Source organism: Flindersiella endophytica (assembly GCF_054779015.1).
Window position 1 is genome coordinate 41,110 of the sequence record NZ_BAAGYY010000024.1, and the last position, 21,232, is coordinate 62,341.

20 protein-coding genes, 1 tRNA gene and 1 pseudogene are annotated in these 21,232 nt (G+C 64.0%); 11 read left to right on the forward strand and 11 right to left on the reverse strand.

Features of this window, described 5'->3' with window-relative positions:
* Positions 1–48: 48 nt before the first annotated feature.
* Entirely contained in the window at positions 49–207 is a 159-nt protein-coding gene (locus ACYVF6_RS28030) for a TIGR03769 domain-containing protein (RefSeq protein WP_460526570.1), read from the reverse strand.
* Between ACYVF6_RS28030 and ACYVF6_RS28035 the strand changes: the two genes are divergently transcribed.
* Positions 182–478, forward strand: a complete 297-nt coding sequence (locus tag ACYVF6_RS28035) for a GNAT family N-acetyltransferase (protein ID WP_460525588.1) — start codon at positions 182–184, stop codon at positions 476–478. The genes ACYVF6_RS28030 and ACYVF6_RS28035 overlap by 26 nt on opposite strands.
* 34 nt (positions 479–512) lie before the next feature.
* On the opposite strand, the gene ACYVF6_RS28040 is transcribed toward ACYVF6_RS28035, so the two are convergent.
* Entirely contained in the window at positions 513–1,124 is a 612-nt protein-coding gene (locus ACYVF6_RS28040; protein ID WP_460525589.1) for a TIGR03086 family metal-binding protein, read from the reverse strand.
* Positions 1,125–1,176: 52 nt separating this feature from the next.
* On the opposite strand from ACYVF6_RS28040, the gene ACYVF6_RS28045 reads away from it, so the two are divergent.
* The 6 genes from ACYVF6_RS28045 to ACYVF6_RS28070 all read left to right on the forward strand — a co-directional run bounded on the left by ACYVF6_RS28045 (position 1,177) and on the right by ACYVF6_RS28070 (position 3,666).
* Positions 1,177–1,656, forward strand: a complete 480-nt coding sequence (locus ACYVF6_RS28045; RefSeq protein ID WP_460525590.1) for a MarR family winged helix-turn-helix transcriptional regulator — start codon at positions 1,177–1,179, stop codon at positions 1,654–1,656.
* A gap of 48 nt (positions 1,657–1,704) precedes the next feature.
* Positions 1,705–1,848 (forward strand): hypothetical protein, encoded by a 144-nt coding sequence (locus tag ACYVF6_RS28050; protein ID WP_460525591.1) that lies wholly within the window; start codon positions 1,705–1,707, stop codon positions 1,846–1,848.
* Positions 1,849–1,875: 27 nt separating this feature from the next.
* Positions 1,876–2,472, forward strand: coding sequence for a nicotinate-nucleotide adenylyltransferase (nadD, locus tag ACYVF6_RS28055; RefSeq protein WP_460525593.1), 597 nt, complete (start codon positions 1,876–1,878; stop codon positions 2,470–2,472).
* Positions 2,473–2,517: 45 nt separating this feature from the next.
* The gene (gene rsfS, locus ACYVF6_RS28060) at positions 2,518–2,916 is read left to right on the forward strand and encodes an RsfS/YbeB/iojap family protein (protein WP_460525594.1); all 399 of its coding nucleotides are present in this window, start codon (positions 2,518–2,520) and stop codon (positions 2,914–2,916) included.
* Positions 2,913–3,515: a histidine phosphatase family protein gene (locus ACYVF6_RS28065; protein ID WP_460525595.1), complete on the forward strand. Its 603-nt coding sequence runs from the start codon at positions 2,913–2,915 to the stop codon at positions 3,513–3,515. The genes rsfS and ACYVF6_RS28065 overlap by 4 nt, the downstream gene beginning before the upstream one ends.
* A 78-nt stretch (positions 3,516–3,593) precedes the next feature.
* Positions 3,594–3,666 (forward strand) — tRNA-Ala (locus ACYVF6_RS28070).
* A gap of 82 nt (positions 3,667–3,748) precedes the next feature.
* Here ACYVF6_RS28070 and ACYVF6_RS28075 read toward each other — a convergent pair.
* Positions 3,749–4,645, reverse strand: coding sequence for a tyrosine-type recombinase/integrase (locus ACYVF6_RS28075; protein ID WP_460525596.1), 897 nt, complete (start codon positions 4,643–4,645; stop codon positions 3,749–3,751).
* 102 nt (positions 4,646–4,747) lie between these two features.
* Here ACYVF6_RS28075 and ACYVF6_RS28080 point away from each other — a divergent pair, with 102 nt between their 5' ends.
* Entirely contained in the window at positions 4,748–5,305 is a 558-nt protein-coding gene (locus ACYVF6_RS28080) for a hypothetical protein (protein WP_460525597.1), read from the forward strand.
* Here the strand turns inward: ACYVF6_RS28080 and ACYVF6_RS28085 are convergent.
* The 4 genes from ACYVF6_RS28085 to efeB all read right to left on the reverse strand — a co-directional run bounded on the left by ACYVF6_RS28085 (position 5,302) and on the right by efeB (position 9,094).
* Positions 5,302–5,802: a hypothetical protein gene (locus ACYVF6_RS28085; RefSeq protein ID WP_460525598.1), complete on the reverse strand. Its 501-nt coding sequence runs from the start codon at positions 5,800–5,802 to the stop codon at positions 5,302–5,304. The genes ACYVF6_RS28080 and ACYVF6_RS28085 overlap by 4 nt on opposite strands.
* A gap of 43 nt (positions 5,803–5,845) precedes the next feature.
* The gene (locus tag ACYVF6_RS28090) at positions 5,846–6,721 is read right to left on the reverse strand and encodes a toll/interleukin-1 receptor domain-containing protein (protein ID WP_460525599.1); all 876 of its coding nucleotides are present in this window, start codon (positions 6,719–6,721) and stop codon (positions 5,846–5,848) included.
* Between the two features lie 265 nt (positions 6,722–6,986).
* Positions 6,987–7,325: a hypothetical protein gene (locus ACYVF6_RS28095; RefSeq protein ID WP_460525600.1), complete on the reverse strand. Its 339-nt coding sequence runs from the start codon at positions 7,323–7,325 to the stop codon at positions 6,987–6,989.
* 506 nt (positions 7,326–7,831) lie between these two features.
* Positions 7,832–9,094, reverse strand: coding sequence for a Dyp-type peroxidase (gene efeB, locus ACYVF6_RS28100; protein ID WP_460525601.1), 1,263 nt, complete (start codon positions 9,092–9,094; stop codon positions 7,832–7,834).
* 302 nt (positions 9,095–9,396) lie between these two features.
* Between efeB and ACYVF6_RS28105 the strand changes: the two genes are divergently transcribed.
* Complete coding sequence (locus ACYVF6_RS28105; RefSeq protein WP_460525602.1) at positions 9,397–17,394, forward strand: RHS repeat-associated core domain-containing protein; 7,998 nt, start codon at positions 9,397–9,399, stop codon at positions 17,392–17,394.
* 1,422 nt (positions 17,395–18,816) lie between these two features.
* Entirely contained in the window at positions 18,817–19,047 is a 231-nt protein-coding gene (locus ACYVF6_RS28110) for a hypothetical protein (RefSeq protein WP_460525603.1), read from the forward strand.
* Between the two features lie 258 nt (positions 19,048–19,305).
* On the opposite strand, the gene ACYVF6_RS28115 is transcribed toward ACYVF6_RS28110, so the two are convergent.
* The 4 genes and pseudogenes from ACYVF6_RS28115 to ACYVF6_RS28130 form a co-directional block, all read right to left on the reverse strand.
* Positions 19,306–19,752 carry a Dyp-type peroxidase gene (locus ACYVF6_RS28115; protein ID WP_460526572.1) on the reverse strand — a complete coding sequence of 149 codons (447 nt, stop codon included), beginning with the start codon at positions 19,750–19,752 and terminating at the stop codon, positions 19,306–19,308.
* Positions 19,753–19,759: 7 nt separating this feature from the next.
* Positions 19,760–20,077 (reverse strand): annotated as a pseudogene (locus tag ACYVF6_RS28120) (Dyp-type peroxidase domain-containing protein); the annotation flags it as partial.
* Positions 20,067–20,345 carry a Dyp-type peroxidase domain-containing protein gene (locus ACYVF6_RS28125; RefSeq protein ID WP_460525604.1) on the reverse strand — a complete coding sequence of 93 codons (279 nt, stop codon included), beginning with the start codon at positions 20,343–20,345 and terminating at the stop codon, positions 20,067–20,069. The gene ACYVF6_RS28125 and the pseudogene ACYVF6_RS28120, both read right to left, overlap by 11 nt.
* A 3-nt stretch (positions 20,346–20,348) precedes the next feature.
* Positions 20,349–20,606: a hypothetical protein gene (locus ACYVF6_RS28130; RefSeq protein WP_460525606.1), complete on the reverse strand. Its 258-nt coding sequence runs from the start codon at positions 20,604–20,606 to the stop codon at positions 20,349–20,351.
* A 155-nt stretch (positions 20,607–20,761) separates the two neighbouring features.
* On the opposite strand from ACYVF6_RS28130, the gene ACYVF6_RS28135 reads away from it, so the two are divergent.
* Positions 20,762–21,232 (forward strand): hypothetical protein, encoded by a 471-nt coding sequence (locus ACYVF6_RS28135; RefSeq protein WP_460525607.1) that lies wholly within the window; start codon positions 20,762–20,764, stop codon positions 21,230–21,232.

Here is a 21,232-nt window from a genome sequence, read left to right on the forward strand (position 1 = left end):
CGGCACGACGCACGTACGAACGCAGCGTGCCGCCCGGCGTTCACCGGATCAGGACTGGACGGTGAAGGTGTAGGTCTGCTGCCCAGTGGTCACCGCGGTGCCGTCGGCCTTGGTGGCCGTGGCTTGGAAGACCGCGGCGTAGGTGCCCGCGGCCTCGAACGCCCAGTTGGCATGAGCGTGTGTGTTGACGGCCAGTGCCCGCTCCAGGCGAGATCACCGACTCGGCGTCGACCCCGCGACCACGACGTACGTCGCCGAGCTCGGAGTGGCCGCCCACGCGCGCAGGCTCGGCATCGCCAGGCGACTGCTGGAGGACGTCCACGCCGGCCTGCCCCCGCAGACGACGGCCTGCGTCGTACGCACGCTGGCGTCCAACGCTCCGGCGATCGCGCTGTACCGCCGCCACGACTACACCCTCGTACCGGACCTCATCCAACCCTGGAACGGCCGCGATCGAGTGTTTCTCCGGCACGGGTGATCGGCCCGGACGGCATGTGGGTCTGGTCCGGACCTCAGCGCGGCCAGGCCGGCGACCGCCCCAGCAGCGCCACGATCTCGTCGAGCGTCGAACCGCCGGACGACTCGACCGCCGGCGCGAACGCCGCGCCTGGAGCGAGCCGGCTCGCGTCGTCGTTGGGGACGGCTTTGGCGATGCCGAGCGCGGCCTCGAGTACGTCGTCGTCGAAGTCCACTGGAAGGTCGAGCGCCCGCGCGACGTCCCAGGCGTGCACCACGTAGTCGACGAGATGGAAGCCGACCGCCTGCAGCGCCGGCAACGTCATCGTGAGGCTGAACTCCGGCAACACGACCTTGCGATCGGCCAGGTCGTCGGCGGCGAAGGCGGCCAGCACGTCGTGGGCCGCGGCGCGGTAGGTCGCCACCGGATCGTCGCCGAGGGAGCGCGTCCGCCACAGCGCCAGGTCCGCCTCGCCGCGAGCCGACGACGCGAAGCCGTGGTGCTGGGTCGTCATGTGGGCGAGCAGTCCGTACAGCGTCCAGCCGCGGCACGGCGTCAGCCGGTCGAGGTCCTGGTCGGTGATCTTGGCCACCAGGTCGACGCTGGTGCGGACGGCCTTGGCATCGAGGTCTACGAGGTCCTGGCTTGCCGGATAATTAGTAGGCATACGCATATCATCTACTTGAGCTTATGATTTGTCAACTGGTATCTTCTGGCTCGTGACAGAACGGGACGGCGAGCGCGCGGATCTCGCGGCGATGCTGTACCCGTTGATGCGTTCGCTGATGGCGGCCGAGCTGCCGATCCTCGACGAGCACGGCGTCTCGATGTGGGGTTACTCCGTCCTGTGCACGCTCGACGACCGTCCGATCCGCACCCAGGCCGCCCTCGCCGAGGCGATCGGCGCCGACAAGACCCGGATCATCAGCACGCTCGACCGCCTGCAGGAGGACGGGCTGATCACCCGCACCCCCGACCCCGACGACCGCCGGGCCCGCGTGCTGTCGATCACCGAGGCCGGCCGCCGGATGCGGCGGGCCGTACAGACGGAGATCCAGGCGAACGAGGAACGCCTGCTGGCCGAACTGCCGCCGGCCGACCGGGCGGCCTTCCTGCGAGCGATCGGCACGCTGGCGCAGCTGCCGCACGCGGAAATCCTCGGCTCGCCGCAGCTGCCGCCCTCGTTCGAACCGGAGTGACGGCCGCCGCCGTCGCCGGGCTGGTACGGACCGGTAGGCTCTTCGCCCATGGGCACGTTCGTCGTACTTGCGCAGGCCGAGCACACTGAGCTGCCGGTCCCGCCGATCGTCATCGGCATCGGCGCGTTCATCCTCCTGCTCCTGCTGCTCGCCTTCACACTCGCCTTCGGCAAGGGCCGCCCGCACGCCTGACCGGCCTGCTGCGCGAACTGCTGAACGATGGTTGCCAAACGACGTGTCGGAGTGATGGGCGGCACGTTCGACCCCATTCACCACGGCCACCTGGTCGCGGCCAGTGAGGCACAGGCGGAGTTCGACCTCGACGAAGTCGTCTTCGTACCCACGGGCCAGCCGTGGCAGAAGACCGAGCGCGTGGTGTCACGAGCCGAGGACCGCTACCTCATGACGGTGATCGCCACCGCCTCCAACCCCCGGTTCTCGGTGAGCCGCGTCGACATCGACCGCGACGGGCCGACGTACACCGTCGACACGCTGGCCGACCTGCGCAAAGAGTATGGCGAAGACGCCGACTTCTACTTCATCACCGGTGCCGACGCACTGGAGCAGATCCTCACCTGGCGCGACGTCGACGAGCTGTTCGCGCTTGCCCACTTCGTGGGATGCACTCGCCCTGGCCACCGGATTCGTACTGATCACCTGCCCAACGGCTCGGTGAAGCTGCTGGAGGTTCCGGCGCTGGCGATCTCCTCGACCGAGTGCCGCCAGCGGGTGCTCGAGGGCAAGCCGATCTGGTACCTCGTGCCCGACGGAATCGTGCAGTACATCAACAAGAGGGACATGTATCGCGCGGCGTGAGACTATGGGGGTAGCAGAAGTTGTCCCCGAGGAGAAGGGGCCTGGGTGCCCGCAACATCTCACGCCGTCGAACTGGCCGAGCTCGCCGCACTGGCCGCGTCCGACAAACTGGCCCGAGACATCGTGGCGTACGACGTCTCCGAGCGGCTCGCCATCGCGGATGCGTTCCTGCTGTGCTCAGCACCCAACGAACGCCAAGTCGGCTCGATCGTCGACGAGATCCAGGACCGGCTCGCCGCTTCCGGCGAGAAACCGGTCCGTCGCGAGGGCGACCGCGAAAACCGGTGGGTCCTGATCGACTACGGCGACCTGATCGTGCACGTCCAGCACACCGAGGAGCGCGAGTTCTACGCGCTGGAACGGCTGTGGCGGGACTGTCCTGAGATTCCGCTGCCGGCGGCCGTACACCATGGCCAGGGCGAGCCGGCGGAGCCGGAGGCATGACCGGCACCCGCTTGGTGGTGTGGCGGCACGGTCGGACGACCTGGAACCACGAAGAACGGTTCCAGGGCCAAACCGACATCCCGCTCGACGAGGTAGGCGTCGCCCAGGCAGCCGAGGCTGCCGCGCGACTTGCCTCGTACTCCCCCACCGCGATCGTGGCCAGCGACCTCTCACGAGCATCGCAAACGGCCGATGCGCTGGCCTCGCTGACCGGCCTGTCCGTGACATACGACCCCGACCTCCGCGAGATCGACGTGGGCTCGTGGGCGGGGCTGTTGGTGTCGGAGATCCACGCCCAGCACCCCGGCATCCAAGTCAAGCTCGAGACCGACCCCAACTTCCGCCGCGGCGGCGACGGGGAGACGCTCCTCGAGGTCGCCGAGCGCACGGAGAAAGCCCTCCGCCGCGCCCTCGACCTCGTAGCCGACAACGAAACCGTCGTGGCCACCTCGCACGGCCTCGCGGGCCGGATCGGTGTGGCTCGCTTCCTGGGCCTCCCGTACGAGCAATGGGGCATCTTCGGCGGTCTCCGCAACTGCGGCTGGATCACCCTGGAACAACGCCGGCGCGGCTGGACCATCACGGAATGGAACACCTGACCCCACTGTTGGACCCGATGCCGGCCACCCGATACACTCGCTGCGCTTCCTGCTTGATGCAGGCGGGAGGCGTGTGTAGGGGCTGTAGCGCAGTTGGTAGCGCACCTCCATGGCATGGAGGGGGTCAGGGGTTCGAATCCCCTCAGCTCCACCCCAGGTCAAAGGCCCTTCGCTCCAGTAAGCGAGGGGCCCTTTCTGACTCAGTACAGCAGCGAAGTACAGCAGTTGCTCGGTCACGCCTGCCCCTCACCCTGGATACTGTCGGCGAGTTTCTTGAGCGCGTCTCGGGTCACTGCATCCGGGACATGGGTGTAGATCTCCATCGTGACGTTGATCTTGCTATGCCGAAGAATCTGCATAGCAACGCGTGGGTGCACGTCGAGCGCAGCAAGCATCGAACCGCAGGTGTGACGTGTGTCATGGAGCCGGATCCGGCGAACGCCGGCTTTCTCGCAGCGCGCCGAGAAGCTTCGGTTGAAGTTGCGGGGTTCGATCGGTTTGCCGTAGCGGCTGGTGAACACAAGGTTCGCGCGGTCTGGCCAGCGCCCCTTGAGTGCCTTCTTGTGCCTGTCCTGTTCGACCTGCCGGGACTGGAGCGCCGTGGCGCAGATATCCGGGAGCGGAACGGGTTCCTCGGATGCCTCTGTCTTGGCTTCGTCGAGGATGAGTCTCCGGTTGACTCGCTGGAGTGCCATGGAAGGTGTCATCTCCTGGCGGTCGAAGTCCACACGATCCCACGTCATGCCGAGCACCTCACCGCGTCGAAGGCCGGTGATCAGGACAAGGACGTAGGCCGCGTACATCGGGTCACGATCGGCCTTGGCGGACTCCAAGAAGCGCCGTGCCTCTTCAACCGACCATGGCTTGACCTTGCGCTTCCTCCTGGCGGCCGCAGAGGGTACCCGGACAAGTGCTACCGGGTTCTTGCTGATCAGTTCGTCAGCGATGGCGTTGTTGAGCGCACGTCGGAGTACGGCTCGTGTACTTTCGATACTGGTCCGGGACAACCGCTGGTCGCAACAACGGCCGATGCCACAGCAGCGCCGCCGCTTCGGTTCGCGTCGTTCGTCCTTGCCTTGGCGCCTAGGCAAAGCCCGGGAACCTACACCCCAGCTTGTTCTCACCGGCACATGTCTACCTACTTCAGAAGCTGAATCCGGCGTAACCGTCGAGCCCTCTCGTGCGACCAATCGAGCAATACGACGACTGTCAGGAAAGGCGGCACTGGCCAAGTGAACCCAATGTGGATACCAGTCATCAGCGGCGCAGTTGGAGCCGGAGGTGCGGTTGCCGCGCAAGTTGTAAGCGCTATTTTTACTGCGAGGCGCGAGAACAAAAAGTTAGCGTGGGATGAGAAGCTCGAACAGGAACGGCGTCAGGTGGAACGTGAGCGGCAGTTCGTCGTCGCCAAGCGTGAAATCTACGCACGCCTACTTATGACTATTAATACGGCTCTTCGCTTTTTGCTCAACCACCCTCGACAAGCTACCGACGAATTCGACGAAGCCGTCGATTACTCGACCCTCAACGAATTCTTCGAAGACGTCGACCATCTTTATTCAGAAACCATCATCCTAAACCCGAAGATCACTCACCTAATCACGCCCCTCAATAAACTTCTGCATCAATGGCAAAGAATTCTCCAGGAAGACTCGTCGACACCAGATAACGAACTCGATCCAACAATCAACCTCACATTTCAAGCACTCGATAAACTTGAGAGAGCCATGCGAGATGACCTCGGCACGTCAGAGTCCGAAAACGATGGGAATCTAGAACCGGATGGCTAGGTCAACCAGATGCCGAGGATAAACGTGACGGCAGTGATGACCACTCCGATCAAGAAGATAACATAATCCCGCCTGCTGCTCGCCTTCTCGCGCCTGTCAAGCGATTGGTCAACGATGGAGGCCAACGCTTCACCTACATCAGGCCTTACAGTACGCAGGATCTCTAACCGCTCCGCTAGGTCACGTTCTTCGTCTTCAAGCTCAGCGACCTTCGCCTCAACGTCCGCCAATACACGGACACGTTCGCTGAAGTCACGCTCCATCTCGACGAGCAACGACTGGGCCTCGCCCGCCGAATGACGCAACTTGGATGCCAACTCCTCCAGTCTTTCATCATACGTCAGTGCATGCTTATCATTACCCTTGAGCTCGTAGCCGAGTATGGGTGCCATTGCCTTTGCGACTGCTTGAATGACCGTGATCTGTCCACCGAAGAAGGCATGGCCGATCATCTTTAAGAGGTTCCAAATCTCCTTGATGATGAGCGCTAACAACATGCGACTTTAAACACCTCCTCCGACTTCCCCCTATGCCTCGAAGTCACACCAGGTCCCGTTCGGAAGGAGGAGCATCCTCAAGTGGTATGAGGTCAATATGATGCGTATGCGCCGATAGATACTTCTCATCCGTCAACTCAACCACTATGGGAACTCCGATGCTCTCTGAGAGTTCATAGAGCCTATCCCTTTCGGACTTGGCGAGCGTATCCAGTTTGACTAAGTAGAGCTGACGCCCATATTGGACTCTTGACTGAAAGTCGAACGTGCGATGTAGTATTTCATACACCTGGGCCATTACCTGGTCGGCGGATATCGTTCGGGCGTTTGAAAGCTGAAGGCTACTGGACCTTGCAAACGATCTAGTTAAGCCTAGCAACTCCTCTAAAAGGTCCCGGTCGGAGCGTGGTTTTGGGTTCGCGGTATTAGTATCAGAGGATCGTATGTTGGTAAGCTCTTGGTCTAGATCAGGCCACCACTTCGCAAAGCTTCTCTCAAGAGCGTCCTTCGCTAGCGGCAGATCGTTCGCTGAGTTCACTGCCTCAACAATCTTGTAGATTCCTTCCCTATCGCCACGTTGTGCCTGAAACTGCGCCAAAGGAAGACTGATATCGGCTAGGTCCAAATCAATGGCCAAAGGAATTACATGACTACTACTCACATGCTTCGCTAAGGCTCCCGCCTCAAAGTTTAACCACGGAGATGTTTGATTAGACCGCGTAACACAGATAATTCCAAAGCTATATGACTCCAATCCGCCTGCCAACTCAATTAACCAGCGCCCTCCAGTACGAAGGTCCTCCGATGAGACAAACGGCTCAACGCTCTGCAGAACCTGCGGAAGCCAACTTCTGATGGCTATCGCTACCTGATGACTACGTGTTTGCGACCAACTAATAAACACCTTCATGACACGCATGCCTTCCGTCGTTCCGTCGTTCTGGCTGTACGTGCATGCATGTCGTACGGCGCCTCCGACGGTTACACGGCCAACCCTGTGAGAACTTTCTTTACGTCTTCAAGGCGGCCCGCCACGGGCCGCGCGCCCGGCCATCACGGCGCCGCTCTCCCTTGGCGCCTGAGGGGCGCCCGGTCGGCGGCGCGGCACGGGCGCATAGATAGCAGTGGAGGCCGCCAGCAGACGCTCTGACGACCTCACAGGGTGCGCTTGGCCAATCGGCCGGCTAGCCGGTTGAAACGGCCCTGTCATCCGGTCTCAGCTCAGACGGCGGGTACCAACTCGAGGCACCGGTCTTGTCGAAGGTGACGTGGCCGAACCACTCGGCGTCCTCGTTGTCGCGGTGCCAGGCATCCAGCGTGCCCGGCCACCAGCTGTCGCCTGAGCGGATCACGACCCGCTTGGGTGGGTCGTAGTAGCGGTTGTCCCGGTTGACCTGCTCAACCCGCTTCTCGGCCGCCCACTTGCCCAGACCCTTCGACTCCGGCCGCCGCAACATCCGGTCCCAGATCATCTGCCACGGCGGGTCGTCCCGCATCACGTACCGGCCATCCGCAACCACCATGACCTCCCACACCTCCTGGAGATCGAACGCATGTTCGATCTCCAGGGTCGCACACTCTGCGAGCCGCGGTTCAAACTGGGTCGCCGGTGGCTGGGGCGGCGGTGAGGCTTTAGCCACCTCGCTTGGTCTGGGACCCGAAGGACGAGCGCCCACGGCGGATGGTTGGCGGCAGGCACCAAGGTGCCCGCCGCGCCGGTCGAGGCTACGGGCGCCCGTCCTCCCAGACCAAGCCAGGACACCGGCCAAACCCTCACCGCCGCGCGGCACGCGCCACACCAGGAGGCACGGCAGTACAGCACAGAAGTACAGCAACCGGCCCGACCTCCATACCCCTCTGATGATCCTCGCCAGCCGCCTGACCTGCACGGACGACTGTTCCCGACCTACACGCCCGTTAATGGCATGGAGGGGGTCAGGGGTTCGAATCCCCTCAGCTCCACAACCAGGTCAGAGGCCCTTACCCGTGGTGTCGGGTGAGGGCCTTGTGCATGTCATGTACCGGTTTCTCACGCCAGGAGTTCTTGGCCCCAGTAGTGGCCGGGTTTTGGTCCGGGTGGGCAGGCCCAGATGCCGGATGCGGTGTGGCGGATGTAGGTGTTGAGCCGGTCGTTGGTGGCGAGTTTGGTTTGGAGTGGGATGAAGCCGGTGCGGGGGTCGCGTTGGTAGGCGAGGAAGAAGATGCCGGCGTCGAGGCGTCCTTGTTGGTCGCTGCCGTCGATGTAGGAGTAGCTGCGGCGCAGGATGCGGGTGCCGTTGTTGGTGTCTGGGTGGGCGAGTCGGACGTGTGAGTCGGTGGGGAGGGCGGCCAGGTTGAGGGCGTCACGTTCTGCACGTCGGCCGAGTGGTGCGCCGGTGCCTTTGAGCCGGCCGATGGTGTTGTGTTGGTCTTCGATGCTGGCTTGGTCCCAGGCTTCGAGGTGGATGCGGATGCGTCGGGCGACGATGTAGCTTCCTCCCACCAGCCAGTCCGGCCCGTCGGAGTTCGAGACCCAGACGTGGCGGTTCAGTGCGGTGGTGTCTGTTCCGTTGATGTTGTTGGTGCCGTCTTTGAAGCCCATCAGGTTGCGTGGTGTCTGTTCGGCTGGTGTGGTGGAGGCTGTTTTGCCGAAGCCGAGTTGGGTCCAGCGGACCATGGCAGTGCCGAGGGCGAGCCGGGTGAGTTGGCGGATGGCGTGGGTGGCGACTTGGGGGTCGTCGGCGCAGGCCTGGATTGCGATGTCGCCGCCGCCGCGTTCCGGGCTGAGGTGGTCGCCGGGGAACTTGGGCAGCTCGGCAAGGGCTTCTGGTTTGCCTTTGGCGATGCCGAATCGGTCGCGGCCGAACTTTTCGAAGAGCGTGGGTCCGAAGCCGATGGTGATGGTCAGCCGGGCGGGTGAGAGGTCGAGTGTTTCGCCGCCGTCGTCTGGTGCAGCCGCGACGTTGCGGGGTAGCGGTTCGCCGGCTGGTTTGCCGGTGGTCATCAAGGCGGCCGCGTTGGTCCAGTTCTTCAGCATGGTGATGAGCTGGTCGCGTGAGTCGGTGGTGACGTCGAAGGCCGTGAAGTGCAGGCGGTCCTGAACCGGGGTGGCGATGCCGGCCTGGTGCACGCCGTGGAACGGTATGACGTCCTGATCGACCGGGTTGTCCCGCACGGGCGGATCTTGCGTGGAAACGGTGGGTTGACGGTCGGCGTTGGTGGCGAGGCCGTACCCGCCCGCGGCTCCTGCCGCACCGGCGGCGGTGGCGAGCCCTGTGAGTCCGAGGAGCCTGCGTCGGTTCAGGTTGGTCACGAGCGAAGTGTGGCCGATGGCTGCAAGTTGTCAAGAATCCACGCGGCGTCCACGGACGGTGTGATAGTTCTACTAGTCGAAGAGAGTCACGCGTGCAGGGAGGCACGGCGCGGCTTGTGGGAGGGTCTTCGTCGAGTGGGGGTTCTGTGCGCGTATCGCGTCGTGTTGCCTGGCTGCTCTCCATCGTTTTGATCACGTCGTTGGCGTTGGCGGTCTCGCCGAGCAATGGTCCGGCACCGCTGGCACCAAGACAGGCGCAGGCTGAGGCGCCGCCTCCAGTTCGCCCGGCCGCGGTGGGGTTGATGCCGTCGGCGGGGCAGTTCGTTCCGTTGACACCGGCTCAGATCGTGACCGGGCGGTCGATTCCGACGAACCAGGCGAGCAAGGTGTCGGTTCGTGGAGGCGTTAGTGGCATCCCGGGCGATGCGGACGTCGCCGCGGTGGCCTTGAGTCTGTCTGCTTCGAGCACGGTGGCGGGCCAGCTTGTCGCCTATCCGACAGGGACGACCCGGCCGACGACGGCCAACCTGCACTTTCGGGCGAACAAGCTCAACCGCGCCTTCTCGGTGGTGAAGACCAACGCGAACGGCGAACTGGATATCTACAACCTGACGTCCGCGGCGGCGACAGTTGACGTGGCGGTCGAGGGGTACTGGCTGTCGTCGGCGGCGAGCACTGCCCAGTCGACGTTCGTGCCGTTGACGACCACGCGGCTGGACCTCGACCCAAACTCCAGCAACCAGTTCGCGACGATCCCGGACAATAACTCGACCGCGTTCAACGTGCTGGGTGTTGGTGGCATCCCCGACAGTGGTGTGTCGGCTGTGGTGTTGAACGTGTCCGGCCGGGCATCTGTGGCGCCTGGCTACCTGACCGCGTACGCCGACGACACCACGACCCCGCCCGCCGCGCCGATGGTGCAGTACGAGACGGCGAACGTGTACAAGTCGAATCTCGTGGTCAGCAAGGTCGGAAGCAACGGCAAGGTGCGGATCTACCACAACCACACCTCGACCTCGACCACACCACCGGCCGCGACGGTGGTCGCCGAGGTCGTCGGCTACTTCACCACACCGGTAAACACCGTCAACGCGGGCGCGACGTTCGTTCCGATCACATCGGCACGCGTCACGTCGGGCGCTTCGCTGGCAGGACAGGCCACGGCGACGGTTTCACCGCTCGGCCTCAGCGAGATCCCGGACACCGGAGTGTCGGCGGTGGCGATGACGGTGACGGCGAACTCCGCCGATTCCGGGACACAGACCGCGGCGACGTCGTTCCTGGTTGTGCACCCGTCGGGGACGGCCGCGCCTACAGCGCCGTGGAATGTCGCCTACGAGGCGAATCAGGGGTATTTCAACGGGCCGGTGACCGCGCGGCTGGGCAGCGATGGCAAGGTCTCGATTTCCAACCGCGCCGTGGCGACGGCGGCCCCGGTCAAGATCTGGGTCGACGTGTTCGGCTACTTCAAAGCGCCGACCGCACCTGCCGCACCGACGAGCGTCCAGGCCAGTGGCAGCGACGGCGAAGCCTCGGTGACCTGGACCGCACCGGCGTCGGACGGCGGCGCCCCGATCACCTCCTACACCGTCACTTCCTCGCCGGGCGGCAAGACCGCAACCGTGGACGGCGACCAGACCACGGCGACCGTGACCGGGCTGACCAACAACACCGCCTACACGTTCACCGTCAAAGCCAAGAACGCCGTCGGCGAAGGCGCAGCCTCGGCGGCATCCAGCCCGGTCGTGCCGCTGGCTCCAGGGGCGATGTACGCGCACGACAACAACGGCCGCGTCACCGCGGTCTTCGACGGCTCCGGTGCCGGTTCGAAGATCAGCTACGACCCGGCCGGCAACATCACCGAGGTCGCCGCGATGCCCGCGACGGCGCTGGCGGTCGCTCAGGTCTCGCCCGCCGGCACCACGACTGGTGAAACGGTGTCGATCTACGGCACCGGTTTCGGCACCGACAAGAGCGCGGTGTCGGTGTCGTTCAACGGTGTCTCCGCGACGCCGATCTCCGTCGACCGTAACCTGATCACCGTCGCCGTACCAGCCGGTGCGGCCACCGGCAACGTGAATGTCACGGTTGCGGGTGTCTCCAAGAGCTGGGCCGACTTCCGCGTCACCGCCGTCCCGCTCGCGCCGACGGTGAGCCACACGGGTCTGGCCGTGCTCGACCGGGCCGGCTCGTTCACGTTGAACGGCAGCGGGTTCGACGCCGACAAGACCCGCAACCTTGTGTCGGTCAACGGCAAACGCGTCCAGGTGACAGCCGCCACGGCTAGCCAGCTGACGGTGAAGCTGCCACCGGACCCGCTATTCGGGCACGTCAAGGTCACCACACCGGGAGGTGTGTCCGCCGAGTCGACGGGTGATGTGATCGTGCCGCCGGATGAGTTCCTGGCCGCCAACATCGGCACCGGCGAGGCCCTGCGCCTGACACCCGGCACCGTGACGACGGTGCCGGTCAACACGGCCGGGCACATCGCCGTGGCGTTGTTCGACCTGCCCGCCGGCAAACGTGCCCAGGTCAGCGTCTCCGACCAAACGTTCGGGCTCGATGGCTACAACATCAAGGTCTACGGGCCCAAGCAGGCGGCGGTGGACACCAAGGTCGGTGCGAACAGTTACTGGGACCTGCCAGCCGGCTCCCCACCAGGCACGTATGCGGTGGTCATCGATCCCGTCGACACGCAGAGCCCGCCTTCCCGTACCGGAAGTGTCAAGGTGCTCGCGTCGGTCTTCTCCGACCTGTCCACACCGATCCTGGTGGACGGTGCACAGGCGTCGCTGACGACCACGGCACCGGGCCAGCAGGCCCGGTTCACGTTCGAGGCGAACGAGGGCGACCGCATCTACACCCAGCTGACCGGAACCGGCGGCGCGTACGAGGTCAGCTTGTTCGGTCCAGACGGGGTGACGGTGCTCTTTCCCGACGGGCGACCGGTGAACGAACAGTTCTTCAGTGGTGACGGAAGGCTGGACACCCTGACGCTGCCCCGGAAAGGGACCTACACCCTCCTGATCGATCCCCAAGCCCTGAACCTGGGCACGTACAAGGCGACGATCAACTCTGTGCCCGCCGACGCCACAGCGACCGCCGTGGTGGACGGCGCGACCGGCGTGCTGGCGATCACCAAACCAGGCCAGAACGGAGCCGTGTCGTTCACCGGCAGCGCCGGCCAGCGGGTCTACACCAAGGTCACCAAGTCCACGACATCGAGCCGCTGCGTCAGCCTGGTGCTCCACGCACCCGACGGCAGCGAACTGGCCGATGTCTCCTGTGCCAACAGCAGCCCGACCTACGTCGATCCGGTGACACTTCCAGCAGCCGGCACCTACCGCCTCGTTGTCGACCCGAACGATGTGGAGACCAACACGTTCACGATCGCTGTCACCAGTGTTCCAGCCGATGCGACGGCGACGGCGATCATCGACGGCGCGGCCGGCCAGGTCACCACGACCAAGGCGGGCCAGAACGGGATCGTGTCGTTCACCGCGACGGCGAACCAGCGGATCTTCACCAAGGTGGAGCGGACGGCCGGAACAGTCTGCTTGGACGCGACCCTGTTCGCTCCTGACGACCGTCGTGTTGTCGGACTTACCTGTCTGACCTCGGCGACCGGGTTCCTCGACACGCAGACGCTCACGCAGGCGGGGACCTATCGGGTGGTGCTTGACCCGAAGGCCGAACTAGTCGGCACGTTCAAGGTCACGATCACCAGTGTCCCTGCGGACTCGACAGTCTCGGCGAGCATCGGCGGCTCGCCTGTGACGGTGAGCACGACAAGGCCTGGGCAGAACTCCGCGATCACGTTCACCGGCACGGCCGGCCAGAACGTCACGTTCACCGTGACGGCGGAGACCTATACAAACACCGCGACACCGATCGCGAACCTCTGCCCGCCCTCCGGTGCGTGTACCTACCTGTTCAACGTCTCGGGAACCCCGAACAGGACTGTCACCCTCAATGCGTCCGGCACGTACACGATCAAGATCGACCCGCAGCAGGACGACATCGGCAACACGACGCTCCAGCTGACGCAAGCCGCGCTCGCGGCGAAGCGACCGCCGGTTGAGAAGCCGATGGTCGGAAACCCGTTCCGCAAAGGCCCGATGCCCTCACAGGCGTCGATCGACAAGGCCACGCTGAAGAAGCTCCCGCACGGGGCGCCGGCAACGACGTATAGGGCGCCGAAGCGGGCGACAGCCGGACTGACCGGTGTCGTGCGCCGGACCGACGGTGAACCGCTAAGTGGTGTGACGGTCGGCGTCGGGCCGCGGCGCACGCGTACCGATTCCAGTGGCGCCTTCAGCCTCAGTGGACTGCAGCAGGGCATGCAGGTGCTGCGGCTGGACGGCCGGAGCGCGTCGACCAAGCAGAAGACCTACGGTGTCTTCGACGTGCAGGTGAGGCTGCGGTCCGGGAAGAACCGGCTGCACTACACCCCGTACCTGCCGGCGCTGGACACCGAGTATGAGGTCGCCATCGAGTCGCCGACCAAGCATCCGGTGGTGTTGACCAACCCAGCGATCCCCGGGCTGGAGTTGCATATCCCGGCCGGCGTGACGGTGCTGGATGCCGATGGCAAACCGGCCAAGAGGGTTGGCATCACCCAGATCCCGGTCAACCGGACACCGATCCCGATGCCGGACGGGGTTCAGGTGCCGACGTACTTCACCGTCCAGCCCGCCGGCGGGAAACTGGTCGGTGGCGCGGCCCGCCTCGTGTACCCGAACTACCTGAAGCTGCAGGCCGGGCAGCGGGTCAACTTCTGGCACTACGACAAGAACGACGCCGGCTGGGGCATCTACGGCGGCGGCCAGGTCGACCAGGCCGGCCGCCAGATCAAGCCCGACACCTCCACGGCCATCTACGACTTCGACGGCGCGATGATCAACGTCGAAGGCATGGCCGAAGGGCTCGCCACGTTTCTGCTGAAGTTCCTCAACATGGCCGGCGACCCAGTCGAGTTGTCCAGCGGCCTGTTCACGACGAAGCAGACCGACCTGGCCGTCGACGACGTCATCCCGCTCGAGCTCACCCGCGGCTACAACTCCGGCGACGGCCGCAAACGCCCACTGGGCATGGGAAGCAACGACTTCTACAACATGTTCCTGTCCTCACGCCAGCAATACCAGGAAGCCGACCTGAACTTCCCCGACGGCGGCCAAGTGCACTTCGTCCGCATCTCGCCCGGCACTGGCTTCTGCGACGCCACCTTCGAAGCCCGGAGCGCGTCGCCGGAGTTCTACAAGGCCAGGTTCTCCATGGTCGGCAAGTGCAACGCCGGCGGCAAATGGCACCTCAAGCTGCGCAACGGCTTCACCTACGTGTTCGGTGACATCGCACCCCTGCAGGAGATCTACGACCCACAGGGCAACCGTGTCCAGATCATCCGCAAGTACAAGAACACCTACGGCAGCTACTACGGCCCGATCACCGAAGTACGCTCCACCAACGGCGCCTGGCTGCACTACACCTACGAATCCTGCGGCAGCACCAACTGCATGCCCAAGATCCTCAAGGTCGAGGACAACATCGGCCGCTCGGTGTCCTACACCTACGACGGCGACCGCCTGAAGACCGTCACCGACCCCCACGGCGAAGTCACCGAGTACGGCTACGACACCGCCGGCCGCATCACCACCATCACCGACGCCCGCCGCAAGACCTACCTCACCAATGCCTACGACGCGAACGGTCGCGTGCATACGCAGACCTTGCTGGGCGAGGGCACCTACACCTTCGACTACCAGCTCAGCACCGACGGCAAACGCGTCCTGTCCACCACCGTCACCGAACCCGATGGTGTGAAACGTAAGACCAGCTACGACGACCAGGGCTACCTCGTAACCGACACCCGCGCCCTCGGCACGGCCAACGAATACACCATCTCCGTCAACAGGGATCCCGCGACCGACCTGCCGAAGCAGGCGACCGACGGCTTCGGCCGGACCACCAGCATCGACTACGACCCCGCCGGCAATCCCGAAAGCTTCGGCGCGACCGCCGGCACGAAGTCGGTCTCGGCGCGGGCGACGTACAACAACACGCCGTACGGTCTCCCAGACACCGTGACCGACGCCAACAACAACACCACCCTGCTCGAGTACGACGACGCCGGCAACGTCACCAAGCTGACGGACCCCAGGAACAGTGCCTGGACCGCCAAGTACAACACCCAGGGCAAGGTCACCGAGACGAAGACACCGATCGGACTGATCACCAAGAGCGACTACGTCGACGGCCAGCTCACGGCCACGACCGACCCGATGGGTCGCAAAACCAAGTACATCCACGACGCCGCAGGCCGCGTGGTCGAGACCATCGCACCCGACGGCACCTCCACCAAAACCACCTACGACGCCGCCAACGTCGTCAAGTCGACGACCGACGCCGAAGGCAACAGCCTCGTCTTCGACCACGACGAGAACGGCAACGTCCTGTCGGTCACCGACGCCCGCAGCCACACCGCACACTTCGAGTACGACGACGCCGACCGCCTGGTCAAACGCACCGACCCACTCGGCGCGTACGAGACGTACGAGTACGACGCCATGGGCCGGCTCAAGCTGCACACCGATCGCCGCGGCAAGGTCACCGAATACCGATACGACGAACTCGGACGCACCAAACTCGTCGGTTTCGGCAAGACCGGCCCCGAGGTCTTCGAGTCCACGCTCACCTACGGCTACGACACCCGTGGCCGGCTGAAGACCGTGGCCGACTCCACACCCGGTGCCGGTTCGATCACCTACGAGTACGACGACCTCGACCGAGTCACCAAGGAGTCCGGCCCGCAAGGCGACATCACCTACGACTACGACGACGGCGGCCGCCTGAAGTCCATGGCAGCGTCCGGCGAAGAACCCGTCACATTCGACTACTACCCGAACGACCTGCTGTGGAAGGTCAACCGCGGCGCCGTCACTGCCGAATACACCTATGACCCTGACGGACGCCTGGTCACCAAGACCCTGCCCGGCGGGGTCACCGAAACCACCAGCTACGACGACGCCAGCCAATTGAAGGAGGTCACCTACCAACAGAGCGCGGCGTTCACGGGCAACGTCACCTACACCTTCGACAAGCTCGACCGCCGTACCAAGGTCGCCGGCACACTCGCCGAAGCGACCCTTCCGCAACCAGCATCCGGGATGATCTACGACGCCGCCAACCGCCTCACTACCTTCGGCGGACAAACCCTAGGCTACGACGAGGCTGGCAACCTCACCTCCGACGGCACCAACACCTACCAATGGGACGCCCGCAGCCAACTCGTCGCAGTCGACGAAGGAGCATCCACCTCGACGTTGCGCTACGACCCGCTCGGCCGCCGCACAACCACAACAGTCGCCGGCCTGACCACGGGCTTCCGCTTCGACGGTGACGAGTTGATCGGCCAAACCGGCTCTGACGGCACCAAGTCGACATTCCTCAACGGCCTCGGCCACGACGAGACCCTCGCGCGCTTCGACGCCACAGAAGCGGCAAACGCCTACCTGCGCGATGCATTGGGATCGACGCTCGCGTTGACCGACGCCTCCGGACGAGTCCAGACCTCCTATGCATACGACCTGTTCGGCAACACCAGCAACTCTGCACCGACGGACTCGAACCCGATCCGCTGGACTGGCCGCATCTCCGGCCCAACCATGCCCGCCAGCCTCCAAGACAACCGCGCCAGACTCTACTCCCCGAAACTCATGCGCTTCATCTCCGAAGACCCCATCGGCTTCGACGGCGGCTACAACCTCTACGAATACGCCGCCGGCGACCCGGTCGACTTCACCGACCCATTTGGGACGACGCCCGTACATGCCGGAGGCCTTATTGGAGCATGCCTCGGCGGTGGAGCCATCAACACAACTGCCGGCTGGCTACTAGGCCGCAAGCATAGCCTTGGCGACTTCGGCCGCGGCTTCATCAAGGGCTGCGGTGAAGGCATCATGATGGTCGCGCTCCCGATCATGGTCCGGGGCTTCCTGGACGACGCTCTGAGTGCGGTCTGGTTGAGCGCAGGGCGGCGGGCATCCAAGGGCAGCCTTACTCGGGTGGGGCGCGAGTATCAGAAGCACATGGATCGGGGACAGTTTCCCACTGTCCCAGGAAAGGATCTGGACGACGCTGGACTCCAGTTGTTGCGTGATATCATCTACCATCCGCGGAGGAAGATCGAGCGTGTCGACGGCGGTAACTTTGCTGGCGGAGTTAGAGTAATTAAGCCAGACGGAGCCGGCGCCGTATTCGGGCCAGATGGGAGCTTTGGCTACTTCAGTAGGTTTAGATATTGAGGAGGTTTAGTTGAGTTCGCCAATCATGGACGGTGACACACAGAACCTACAGGCGGTGCTCCATGCCCTTGGGAGCGGCCCGATCGAGGAGGTGTACTATGTGAGGCCGGTCTTTTCGCACGGTGCAACTAGCGGCGACAATGCGCCGGTCCATGAGGTTGATCTCGACGTAATTCTATCCATCAGAAACACGCACGTCGTCATCTCTTGGGCAATGGATGACTTGGTGCAAGGACTTGCTCTTGTTGTCGACGGAGTGTCGGCTAGTGGCCTGAATGGGCCGGAGTGCGTATCGATGAATAGAAACCCGCAATGGCGGCCAATCTTGGGCAAGACAATTCGAGAGGTGGGCATCGGATGGCATACTTCAGAGAGTGGTTGTCCGCGAAGTGTGTGGGCATTTCGGGTTAGTTTTCACGGTGGAGGTAGCTTTGTGGTAGCGCTCGGTGAGTCCGATCCGGATCTCAGATATCATCCGACTACCTTGTCGGTAATCTTTGACGAAGAGATCTCGAGGGCATATAAGACCGCAACCAGCGAGGGCTCAGCATGGGGAAGTGTGTTTATATCTGAGTAGCGATTCAAATCGCTCCATTGATTTTGAATGAATAGCGCTCACCAAGCCTTACAGGCTTTCAGCCGGTCGTTGATGGCGCGCCGCATAGCCTGCTGGGGTCCGGCACGTATGGCCGGTGCTGCTGGCTCAGGTCGCCTGGTTCACCATGATCGCCCCTCACTGCTTGTCGTGCGGTTCTCGTTTGTGGGCGGGTGGGATGCTGCCGCTGTGGGTCACGCTCGCGGCATTGCTTGCCGGAAGCCAGCGCGCGCTGCGTGCGGGAGACCTGGTTCGAGCGGGTGGCGTCCGGGCGTCGATCTCGTATGTCAGACGTGAACCAGCGGTTTGCGCTCCGGGCGACTACCTCGAGCATGCGAAGTCATGTGGACCTTTGTCGTACCGTTGGCGGTTGACCGGTCGTTTGGCGTTGACGCTTGGTGCTGCCTCCGCGATGGAGCTATAGGCGTTGACGTGGGACACCGCTATCACGGTCCAGTGCAGGTCGTAGTCTGGCCAAGATTTCCGCCGGCCGGTGCCGCATGGCGAGAGCAGACCGGCGGGCATCCGGGCCGCGACGGGATTGGCTGCCTCAACTTGAACTCGAGCGGTGACCCGGTACCACCGGATGCTGAACTGGAGGCAATGGCTGCTCGGCCGAAGCGGGCACTGCACGCGGTCCTCCAGTTCGCTCACGACTCGGCCCTGGCCGCCATTACGGCAGCGGCGTTGTGCATGACCGCCGTCTGCCCGTATGCGATGCGGGAGACTGCGCGTAGCCTGGGCCTCGCGACCGGCTACGCGGGTCGATCGGTGGCTACGCCTCTCCGGCGCAGGTGGTGACGCACGGTGTCGATACAGACTTCGAAATGATCGCTGATCGTCTTCAACGTCAAGCCCTGTTTGCGGAGCCGGACGGCCTCGGCAACATCGGTCTCGGTGAGGCCTCGGCGACGCATGCGTACGCCGTGGCGGTGGAGGTGTTCGCTGACGGTCTGGCGGGCGATCTTGAATTCGCCGGCAAGCTCGTAGATAGTGCGGCCGGACCGGTACCCAGCGACCAGCCTTGCCACGTCATCCGGCGTCAACCGAGTTTGTGACTGTCGTCCACCGGGAGCAGGTGCAGATTCACTGTCAGTGACAGCAGGGCGGCCGTCGGCGGAGTTTGCGATCTCGGAGCGAAGCTCCGATAGCTTTCTGACCAGCACTTTTACAGCCCGGGGCAGGGTTTGAACTTCTTCCCGTAAGGTCCACAAGCAAGGTCAGAGGCCCTTTCTCAGCTTTCTGGGAGAGGGCTTCTTTGTGTTACGTGTCCGATTCTGGGAGCTGGGTGGGATGGGACATCATCGGCTCGTCTCTCATGCCAGGAGTTCCTGGCCCCAGTATCCGCCGGGTTCGGGGCCAGGTGGGCAGGCCCAGATGCCGGATGCGGTGTGCCGGATGTAGGTGTTGAGCCGGTCGCTGGCAGCGAGCTTGCGCTGGAGCGGGATGAAGCCGGTGCGGGGGTCGCGTTGGTAGGCGAGGAAGAAGATGCCGGCGTCGAGGCGTCCTTGTTGGTCACTGCCGTCGATGGAGGAGTAGCCGCGGCGCAGGATGCGGGTGCCGTTGTTGGCATCGGGGTGGGCGAGCCGGACGTGTGAGTCGGTGGGAAGCGCGGCCAGGTTGACGGCAACTCGTTCCTTGCGGCCGCCGAGTGGCGCGCCGATGCCTTTGAGCCGGCCGATGGTGTTCTGCTGGTCGCCGAGGCTGGCTTGGTCCCAGGCTTCGAGGTGGATGCGGACTCCGCGGGCGATGCCCCCCTCCAGCCCTCAGCCAGGCTGGCCCGTCTGTGGCTGGAACCCAGACGTGACGGTTCAGTGCCGCGGTGTCTGTTCCGTTGATGTTGTTGGTGCCGTCTTTGAAGCCCATCAGGTTGCGTGGTGTCTGTTCGGCTGGTGTGGTGGAGGCTGTTTTGCCGAAGCCGAGTTGGGTCCAGCGGACCATGGCAGTGCCGAGTGCGAGCCGGGTGAGTTGACGGATGGCGTGGGTGGCGACTTGGGGGTCGTCGGCGCATGCCTGGATGGCGATGTCGCCGCCGCTGCGTTCAAGGCTGAGGCGGTCTCCAGGAAATTCGGGCAGCTCACCAAGGGCCCGCCTCTGGTTTGCGTTTGGCGATGCCGTACCGGTCGCGGCCGAACTTTTGGGAAAGTGTGGGTCCGAAGCCGACGGTTATCGTCAGTCGGGCGGGTGAGAGGTCGAGCGTTTCGCCGCCGTCCTCGGGCGCAGCCGCTTGATTGACCGGCAACGCATCTCCGGCAGCCCTCGGCACCGCCAACGAGTACACCGTCTCCGTCAACCAGGCCCCCGCAACCGACCTACCGAAGCAGGCCGCCGACGGATTCGGTCGCACCACCAGCATCGACTACGACGCGGCCGGCAACCCCGAAGCCTTCGGCGCCACCGCGGGTACGAAGTCTGTTTCGGCGTGCGCGACGTACCGCAATACACCGTTCGGTCTCCCGGATACCGTGACCGACGCCAACAACAACACCACGCTGCTCGAGTACGACGAAGCCGGCAACGTCACCAAGCTGACCGACCCCAGGAACAGTGCCCGGACCGCGAAGTACAACGCCCAGGGCAAGGTCACCGAGACGAAGACACCGCTCGGCCTGATCACCAGCGACTACGTGGACGGGCAGCTCACGGCGACGACCGACCCGATGGGCCGCAAGACCAGATACATCTACGACGCCGCAGATCACCTACAAGCAAGGGACTGCCTTCACCGGCAACGTCACCTACACCTTCGACAAGCTCGACCGCCGCACCAAGGTGGCCGGCACCCTCGCCGAAGCGACCCTGCCCCAGCCGGCATCCGGGATGGTCTACGACGCCGCCAACCGCCTCACCACCTTCGACGGCCAGACCCTGGACTACGACGAAGCCGGCAACCTCACCTCCGACGGCACCAACACCTACTATGTCTTGGCTGGCCAGACGCCCGTCCTGGTCCACAACGCGGGTTGTGACGAGTGGGCAGAGGCGTTTGCGAAGAAAAGTGGTGGCGAAATAAAGACCTTCTCTGTCGTCGGTCCGGATGGTAGTCCGATATCCCTGGGACCGTACCGGCCGGGCGGGCCGGGTACTCCGGAGCTTCAGGAGACCTGGTTCCACCACACCGTGGTAATCAAAGGTGCCGGCAAAGATCGCAAGGTCTATGATCAGTGGCATCAGAATGGGATTGGCATCGAAGAGTATAAAAGACGCTTTGACTACTGGAAATACATCGAATTTGGGTTCTGA